The 824-nt window shown below is 67.6% G+C and carries 1 protein-coding gene and 1 pseudogene; both read right to left on the reverse strand.

What is annotated here, in order from left to right; genetic code table 11:
* Window positions 1-244 (reverse strand): annotated as a pseudogene (locus DBR20_RS22635) (hypothetical protein); the annotation flags it as partial.
* A gap of 32 nt (window positions 245-276) precedes the next feature.
* Window positions 277-824, reverse strand: a 548-nt coding sequence (locus DBR20_RS03825) for a DUF3299 domain-containing protein (protein ID WP_258223200.1), incomplete at its 5' end; no start/stop codon positions are given.

The following is an 824-nucleotide window of genomic DNA, read 5'->3' on the forward strand; positions in this document are numbered from 1 at the left end:
GCGACGCACGATTGGCCATGCGTGCCAGCACTCCCGCCTGCGCCGGTTCGCAACGGTCGCGCAGCGTCGCCACCAGCAGGAACAGCAGGTCATCACGAAAGGCCTTGTCGGCAGCCATGTGATGTTCGATGCGTGCCTGCGCTTCCGCCGCCGGTGCGGGAAATGCCACTGCCGGTGGCGAGGGCGCGTGCGTTGCGTTCCACAGCAGCGCCACGCCGGTCCCTGCCAGCAGCAGCACCACCATCAGCAGCGCGACGGTGCGTGCGCGGAGCCTGGTCATCGGGTGATCGCGAAAAGCGTCGCCGCGGCTGCGTCATAGGACGCGCTGGCGATATCCGCCTCGAAGTGCTTCACCTGCAGGCGCCCTGACAGCCGGTAGGGATCCCACAACGCGCCCATCGTGATCGGAGTGGCCAGGGTCACATGGATGATCTGGTTCGGCGGTGGCGGCGGTACGTGGATGCACGCGCCATAGAACGGCACGAACAGCAGTTCGTCCACCTGCCCGGCGTCGTTCATCGCCAGCGGCACCACATAGCCATCCAGGTCCAACGCCCGTCCATCAACGCCATCGACCACCGCCGACGAGCCGAACTGCTGCGCGCGCAGAGGGCTGGAATGATCGATGGCCTGCCCCGGCAGCGAGCCCGAACCGGTGTCGTCGATCAATCCGCCTACCCCATCCAAACCGTTACCACGCGACAGCCCGATCTGCGGCGGTGGACGCTGGAAGCTGTCCTCCCCGGGCATCAGCGCGTCCCAGCGATCGATCACTGCAGACGGCGCCGCTGGCGGAGCCGCAGCGTTGCTGGCATGTGGCGGGG

This window comes from Stenotrophomonas sp. HMWF023 (genome assembly GCF_003060985.1).
GTDB classification, from domain to species: domain Bacteria; phylum Pseudomonadota; class Gammaproteobacteria; order Xanthomonadales; family Xanthomonadaceae; genus Stenotrophomonas; species Stenotrophomonas lactitubi.